The organism is Paenibacillus shenyangensis (assembly GCF_000346635.1).
In the GTDB taxonomy this organism is placed as follows: Bacteria; Bacillota; Bacilli; order Paenibacillales; family Paenibacillaceae; genus Saccharibacillus; species Saccharibacillus dauci.
This window is the reverse complement of the sequence record NZ_AOIG01000011.1, coordinates 203,248-211,410: the sequence shown is the minus strand read 5'-3', so window position 1 is coordinate 211,410 and position 8,163 is coordinate 203,248. Positions and strand designations below refer to the sequence as shown.

General features: G+C 45.1%; 7 protein-coding genes. All 7 read right to left on the bottom strand.

The genetic code is table 11. From position 1 onward, the window contains the following. Positions 1–488: 488 nt before the first annotated feature. A complete protein-coding gene (locus H065_RS0110835) occupies positions 489–845 on the bottom strand; it encodes an immunity 22 family protein (RefSeq protein WP_017813079.1) in 357 nt (118 codons plus the stop codon). A gap of 242 nt (positions 846–1,087) precedes the next feature. Continuing rightward, positions 1,088–1,393, bottom strand: coding sequence for a hypothetical protein (locus H065_RS28230; RefSeq protein WP_238557936.1), 306 nt, complete (start codon positions 1,391–1,393; stop codon positions 1,088–1,090). 808 nt (positions 1,394–2,201) lie between these two features. Then, positions 2,202–2,684 carry a hypothetical protein gene (locus tag H065_RS0110825; protein WP_017813077.1) on the bottom strand — a complete coding sequence of 161 codons (483 nt, stop codon included), beginning with the start codon at positions 2,682–2,684 and terminating at the stop codon, positions 2,202–2,204. After that, complete coding sequence (locus tag H065_RS28225) at positions 2,685–5,894, bottom strand: contractile injection system protein, VgrG/Pvc8 family (protein WP_017813076.1); 3,210 nt, start codon at positions 5,892–5,894, stop codon at positions 2,685–2,687. It lies immediately after the preceding gene. 19 nt (positions 5,895–5,913) lie between these two features. Next, positions 5,914–6,333 carry a DUF4280 domain-containing protein gene (locus tag H065_RS0110815; protein ID WP_017813075.1) on the bottom strand — a complete coding sequence of 140 codons (420 nt, stop codon included), beginning with the start codon at positions 6,331–6,333 and terminating at the stop codon, positions 5,914–5,916. A 95-nt stretch (positions 6,334–6,428) separates the two neighbouring features. After that, positions 6,429–6,956: a hypothetical protein gene (locus H065_RS0110810; protein ID WP_017813074.1), complete on the bottom strand. Its 528-nt coding sequence runs from the start codon at positions 6,954–6,956 to the stop codon at positions 6,429–6,431. Next, entirely contained in the window at positions 6,953–8,125 is a 1,173-nt protein-coding gene (locus tag H065_RS0110805) for a pentapeptide repeat-containing protein (RefSeq protein WP_017813073.1), read from the bottom strand. The genes H065_RS0110810 and H065_RS0110805 overlap by 4 nt, the downstream gene beginning before the upstream one ends. Positions 8,126–8,163: the final 38 nt, after the last annotated feature.

Below are 8,163 nucleotides of genomic sequence, written 5' to 3'. Positions count from 1 at the left end.
TCCGCCTCTTTTTCCTGATGTCTTTGCAGATTATAGGCTTCCAAGGCCATACGCTGTTTTTCATTTTCCCAGCGCAGACGAACATCTGCTGGGATCTGGCGATAGGATTGCTCCATATTAAGTTGAGCGGTCCAGCCGATGGGGCTGGATCGGAGTCAGTAGTGGAATACGAGCCTGGGTCAGTACTTTGCCTGCCCACCAGCGCCGGTAATGCTGATCTCGTTCATCGACGCGCCCTGCCCAATCGACGAAGCCGTCTGTAAAAAAACGAAGATAACAAAAAACAGTTTAATCATGGTGATATCTGACCATAATTGACCTGTTTCATGTAATGCTATTACGTTAAATAGGGATACTTTTTCCAGACATTCTGTGCGTACATCAAATTTCGTGAATACTTCCTACAGGTAGAACAAAGGTTATGTTGGTGGTGATTAGGTAAGGAGGTTCATTCGGCACTGGGTAGCCCCACCGAAGAATCAAAAAAGTTACCGATACTCTACCGTTCCCATAAATTCTAGATGTGATGATTCAATTATCGCTTCCTTCTTGCTTCCCTGATATTCAAAGTTGAAGAGTAATATTACAGCATTGAAACTTTTGTGAAGTTGTTCACCGTGTATAGCTACAAATTTAGGAATAATAACATCATCATATGAAAAACCCTCAAGCAAACTGCCTAGCAGGTTATTTGGGTCATCATATAACTCCGCTTCACGAACAGCATCGTCATATCTCTCAATATCAAAGCTACGAGCGAATATTGAAGGGATTTGTTCACCATCCTCTGTATAAGAGATTTCAAGCAAATTATCCATTTCCTCCATTGATTTTATTTTTCCCATCCAAAGTGATACGAATCCTTCTCTTTGCGTGTGCTACCTCCTCTATGGTCTTAATCCCTCTGGTAATGCTGATGAACCACCTTCAAAACGATAGTCCGCCCAATTTTGTAAACGCCTCTTAAACATATCATAATCTTTCGATGTATCAATAATCTACAGTAACTCATTATGAGCTTTTGTAGAACCTTTTCCACCGTGCTTACCAGTTGGATTAACAAATTTTGTCTCGCTTATTAACGTTCTCATATCGGCAATTTGCTCGGCAGTTCCCCCCCCCATCTCTTAAAGGTATCTGCATGTGAAACTAAGTTCCACTCATGCATCCTGCCGGGATGACGTAATCGGTCTTTGATAGATTCCCTTAATTTAGGGTCTGCCCATACTTTATCAAATTCATCGGGAGTCAAGGAATTGAACCACTTATTAAACTCCCCGTTTCTCACTGATGGAACAGAGTCAAGAACATTACCCATCCCCTCAGTAGATCCTGCCTCTGTATCAAGTTCGCTATTCTTTTCTGGTACCTTATCTAGTTTATTAGATGACATAGGAGCAGATTCTTTTGACTTATCCTGTTCATGCTTCCGATCCGGTTCCTTCTCTGGTCTCCGCCCTGAGTACATGCCCTCTTCCAGATTCTTCTTCTTGTGCTTCTCCCGCTCAGGAGAAGATGAATATTACTCTTTGTCATGATACCGATAACCTTGATCTCTCGTATGTCCATGCCCGGTATTGTAAACCAATTCTTTATGCTAAATCTTGAAAGTCTCTGCTTTCACTAGCACTTTGGACCATCAGTGCGGCTAGCAGACGGCTTCCTTGAAGCAGGATTGCTCTATCTGTTTTCTTCTACTATCTTCCCGCTATTTCTTACGTAATTTAAACTCCTCAAGCTGTTCTGTTTTAGCAATAAACATATAATATTCAAAGTACATACGTGTCAACTGTGCTTAGGCTTCTAGCTCGCGAAGAAACAGTTCATATGAAAATGTTTCATGTTTCGTCATCACGTTATTTCCTCCGACTATCGTATGTGCTTGCTCTCATGGTTTCGTACCTGCTGTGGTAAAATGTCTTTGCTTGTACATTTGAATGGTACGTCATCTAAGTGACTTGGGCTTCATTTGCACCGATACTCACGTTCATACTGTCTTCTATATTCTCGACGTACTTCTAATGTTTTAAGGCTTAATTCTTCTATTTATTTAGTCCTCCTTTGATTTTTGCATGCAAAAAAGCTCATTCCTACTCATAAAACAAGTGGGAATGAGCTTTTGAAAGTTTATCAAGTGTTTGAACTGTTTAGTGTTTGGTTTATTGTACGATCTTGTCGCTGGAATTGTAAACCCTAATAAGTTAGCCTCTAGGATTCTTATAACACCAATCCGGGTCATAGGGAAGCGATTTTAATTTTTTCATATCCTCCCAACTATAAATCCAACTGTAACCTCCCAACCAATAATATTGTTTTGGATTTAATTTCAAATATTCATAAACAAAACTAAAAAGCAACTGTTCGTTATCATAAACATCCTCAATACAACCTACCTGGTATAAGCTCTGCGACGGATCCAAGCCTGAAAATTGTCCGTTATTATAAAACTCAAGCCCCTCATTCTTTACTCCATCAATATACATTAAAAACTTATTCTCATCAGTATCTGGATTATACATAATACTTAAAGTTGTATATTTAAAGTGGTTCTCTTCGGTAAAGTACTTTTCATTCCTGTAGAAAAGCATAGCGTCAGATTTAAACGACGCTAACATTACTGATGATAGTAAATCATCTGGTGAATAAGTGTCTCTTTCAACCAAAAAAAATGATGAGGTTCCCATCTACTTTAAAACTCCTTTCAATTCTTCAAGTGAGTTTACTACAATTGCACCCATATTCTTAATCTTATTCAATTTTTGTGATTGTTCAGGAGCTAAGTTAACTAGCGGCTCTTCAATGTAAACAATGACTCTTTTATTTTCTGGATTAAAAAAGTCTTTGTGATTTGTCTTTGTATACTTTTCAATTTGGTCTACTTTTAAAGCGCCAGCAGAAGCTTTTACTTCAATAATCTCATCTTTTGTCAGCACATCAAAATCTCCGGCTGGCATTTTATCAGCCCTCTGAACCTTTTGTCCAAAACCTGTAACTTCTTTTTGTTCTGAAACAAATTTTGCTACTTTCCCCTCTGTCGCTTTACCTATATTAGGGCTATTAAGGAAAGTCTCAATATCACGACTAATATTTTTCGGATGTTGATCAAACCAGGTCAATTCGTTTCCTGCTGGATTCGTATAATTTGTTTTGTTCCCGTCTTTAACTACGCTACCCATATTAGGAGCTTTTCCCGTCCCCTCAGACCGCATGTACCCATTCTTCTCCGGACTCGGTAAATCCTTCTCCGCAATCCGGTACACCATTCCATCGGCTCCAGCCATCTCCATCCCTGGATTCAATTTTGGCATATCAAAAGGAAGCTTAGGCAACTTAGCTTTCAGTGGCAGAAAACTTAGGCCAACGTCTGTTACCATCCTGATCTTCTCTCCAGAAGAGGCTTGGCTGATTTGCTCATACGTATCGTCAATATTAGCTACCATGCCTACCATAGCGCCTAATCCATCATAGAACTCCTTGGCTCTTTCTTTCAGCACTTCTGGCCTGCCTTCTATAATGTCAACAGCTAATCCGATCCCTTCTGCTGAAGACTTGGTAATTTCATCCCAAATAATCCAGGCCGTCGAATGATTATTTCGCTCGGCTTCTTCCGCAACCTGCTGAGCAATCTCCGCCTCTTTTTCCTGATGTCTCTGCAGATTGTACGCTTCCAAGGCCATACGCTGTTTTTCATTTTCCCAGCGCAGACGAACATCTGCCGGGATCTGGCGATAGGATTGCTCCATATTAAGTTGAGCAGTCCAGCCGATGGGACTGATCGGAGTCAGTAGTGCAATACGAGCCTGGGTCAGTACTTTGCCTGCCCACCAGCGCCGGTAATGCTGATCTCGTTCATCGACGTGCCCTGCCCAATCGACGAAGCCGTCTGCCACGATATGGCCGAGCTGGCTCCAGCTCATACGATGATGATTCGAAGATGCACGGGCAGCGGCATGATACACCTGACTGGCTGCTGCAGTTACTATTCCTTGACTGCCTCCGCCGGAACGCCGAACAGGTACGCTGGCATTGACGTGCATCAGGGCACCCGTTATTTTGGCTAACGGATTATTGATACCCAGCAGTACTTTGCTCGTTGTCTTGACCGGAATAGCACCTGCCACTTTGGACAGCAGTCCGAGAAGGCCATCTGACTTGGCTTTTTGTACAGGTGGTGTGATTTTGGCTTTGGGAGTCGCTGTCCGGGTTTGCACTTTTTGCTGCTGTGCAGCTGCCTGACCGGCCTGATAAGCCTGAATACTCATCAATGGCGGCTCGGGTACCGGGGCCAGATCGGCGACAAATACCGGAGCTTTGACTGTTCCCACCTGATGGATGGTAGGTGAGTGAATATCCGTATCTCCATCCACAATCATGCTGCTTTGTCCACCCTTGAGGTGGATCGCCTGGGCTGCCTCCAGCGACAATGTCTGCGCAGCATTTAGCGCTATACTTCCTCCCTGAATCCCAATATTCCCCGGACTGCTGATCTCGATTCCGCTACCAGGCTGCAGGGAGATGGTCATGCTGCCTGATGTGGACAGCAGCAGCTCCTGTCCATCCATTTGCAGCTGACTGCCCGCCGGATGACTCCACACTTTGGTATCCGGATCGTTGATAGTTACGGTCTGCTGACGCAGGGTGCCGGTCACATAGCTGCTTCCTTCCCATGGCAGCGGAATATACAGTTCGACCTGCTCCCCTTTTTCCGGCATATCATACCAACCCGTATGCTTCTCGGCTGCATAGGGTGTACTGACAGGGAACCAGATCAATTGCTTACTCTTCGCCGCTTTGGGATGCTTGCGATGATAGTCTTCATCAATCTCCAACTTCACCCGTACAAAGTCGACTGCAATCTCCTCTACAGTACCGTTTAGGGTAACACCGGTGGTCTGCTCATTCTCATATCGGTAGAACTGAATCTGCTCCGGGCGCTGCAGCTCATAAGAGGTCTGGAGCAGCCCATCTTGCAAGCGGCTTTTCGCTTCAACGACAACGAGCTCTGCCGAACCTGCACTGGCTGGCATGGTGAGATGGTCTCCAAGAGCATAATACTGGAGACTATCAATATAGTAGGATATATATCCCGGCAGATGACGGGCTGCTGATACTGCCGGCTTTTCCGAATCATTCAGAAGTACAGTTGATTGACATTCTTCGGATGAAATACGGGTAATAAGCGCGAAATGATGATCCATTCCTGCTGAATATTCGGTCGCACCAGCATCTATACGAGATGAATAAACCGGAGTTACCTGTCCAAATGTTTTGCGAATCCGGTAAAATGTATCATCCCCGAGCACATGACGCCTGCCTTCTGGCATACCAAAAAATATTTTTGGTGAAGCTGCTATTGTATCCGGCACCAATACCGAACCAAAGCGCGAAGCCAGACGCTTCAGAAATTGCCAGTCGGTCTCATCGTATTGAAGCACCAGATTGCCCAGCTTGGCTGCATTGGATACCGTATCGATCGCATCTCCGTATGTATACTCACGTACCAGACTGGTGACCAGATCGTCATAGGTCTGCTCTATTTCTTGAAAAGAACGCCTTTTCCGTTCAATGTCCATTTGTCCGGATTGGGAAATGGCTTCGAGTTCGAAGGTATATATGCTGCGAACGCAGTGTATGGTGAATCGTGTAATGACTCCATGGAACAAGCGCTGAACAGAATGTCCTTCTGTATTTAGCTGTCGCAGTACGACAGGTTCACCTTCGAATGTACGGTGAATCGCTTCGGCTCCCTGCTCCTCCGGCAAAATACCGGAGATGACCATATAACCGTGCTCATTAATTTTACGGGTAATCGTCAACTCATTCAAGCGCTGTGGATGAATCGGTCCATCCAGCCGCAGACTCTCATAGCCGATTCCCTGATGTAGTAAAGTCACTGGTATGTAGTCTCCTGTCTTAGAAATCTAATTCCTGTCCATCGTCTTCGATCTTGATATTACCTGCATACAGACACTGATGGGTACAATTGTGTGTCAAAGCTGGCTGACCTTCGATCAGTACATCCGACTTGCCATTTAGCCATGGCCTTGTCAGCGCCGGAATGCATGGTGCCTTTTTGACACCATAGATATCGACCAGCTGGCTGGCTTGTACAGCGGGATTAAGTGGACTAGAGCAGTGACCGAATGATTTGATATTCGTCCCCGGCAAATAATCTCCAATATTCATTTGTGCTTTATTTTTGACATATACTCCATGACTGAATGGACGTTTGAGCCGGGTCGGCTGAGTACCATAGCTGCAGCTAAGAATAGCACCTGCCACGACATAACTTTTTTGTGCCCCACTACCGGGCTGTACCTGTGTATTGTCCATCTTGATCTTCCTTTCATCCTTTTTTTATCCCTTTACACTGCTAATGGCTGTATGCATATTCTTCATTCTTCAGCAGCCTATCGCTTACTCTCTATTCAACATGATTCAGTCGGTATCCGTTTCAGTCGCAAGCCAATATATGATCGTCGAAGCAAACTCTCCGCTGCTGCCAGATTCACATATACATATGGCTCGCGCAGTCCAGCTACACGGAAAACAGGCTGATTGATCTTCGTATGACTCAATACCAGCTGCTGCAATGTACCATCCGGCTGAAAAGTGGTTTGATCGGATATTGCGTCGATAACAGGCGGCTGCAGAAGCCAATATAGATGCTGGCTGCCACGCCGAATATCTGTCAGCATCACCGCACGCCATCCGGTATCCGGTAAAAATAGCTCCAGCAGCTGTTTGACTGCATCAGAGACAAGCGGCGCAGGGGAATCAAGCAGATCCGGATAGATCGTATGACTGTCTTCCTGAACTTGTACAGTCAGCGGAAGCTGCTCCTCACCTGGCAAGGACACCGTTCTCAGCAATTCCTGTTGTTGCAGCAGAGACCATGCAGGAGGATGAATCCGATGGATAAGACGATCATCTGCTAACAGCTGAAAATATCTCATTGTAATCTTCCTCTCTCACCTGTTACATGATCCCGTATAACTACCCTGCTTAGCTGCTCTGGTGATAGGAGCGCTCCAGCAAAATCGGTCTGATCTACTATTGCACCAATCAGTGAAGCTCCCTGCAGATTCGCTCCTGTGAAAGATACCCCTGTCAGATCACAATGATCAAGACAGGCTCCGCTCAGATCAGCTTCCTGTAATACCGCATCCTTCATGATCGCTCCGCTGAAATCCGCTTGTCGTAGATCTGCAGCCGTAAAATTGGTCTGTTCCAGTACACTATCCCGAAAACAAGCACGATAAAGAGATGCCTTGTGTAATGTGCTTCCCGATAAGTTGGCACCTGTAAAGCATACCCTGTCGAATCCAAGCACTTCCCAGTCCAGCTCTGATGATCCAGCAGCGCCCATCACACCATCCAGTGTAGAGTTTCGCAGCATACAACCGCTAAAATCTGCACCATGGATCATACTGAATGCAAAAGTCACCCCATCCAGCATACAATCCCGCCAGTTCGTTCCGGCCAATACCCCAAAGCTAAAACGGCACACACTTGCATTCACATGCCGAAAAGTCGTGTACCGGAAATCCAGCTCGCTGTAATCACCCATAGAAAGCACCACATTATGAATATCCTGGTATCCGTACGCGTACATCTGCTTTTCTGCCAGCCATGCATGAACAGTCGGTCCGTCCATTTCATTCCGGTTTTCTTTATAAATACAAACACTTTGATCCAGATATTCTCCTGCCCGAATCTCTACCTGCAGCGCACGCTTCAACTCTATATACTCTGGCTGTTTTACTGCCTGCCGCATTGCTTTGCGCAGCACCGAAATCAGGACCTGATGAAAACAATCTGCTTCTTCCAGCCGAATGTTATCCAGCTCGAATTCACTTATTTTCCAGCCTGCCGCATCAGCTTCTCTGACGATCCTATCCAGTAATTGATGCCAGTACTGGAAAATGCAATCCCCTTTATATTCGTACTCTATAGAGTGCTGATCCAACATCCAATGTTCATCTGCCGCCTGAATCAAATAGGCTGGCTGTCCATCCAGCAGACCCGTACGCAAAAGCGAGTACGTTATATAATGAATCTTGCCTTTATATCCATCCAGCTGCTGCTGGCGAATATAGCTGCAGCATTGGATAAAGTTGTCCACAATCTCTTCTATCCATTCTGTCTGCCATTCATGGCTGT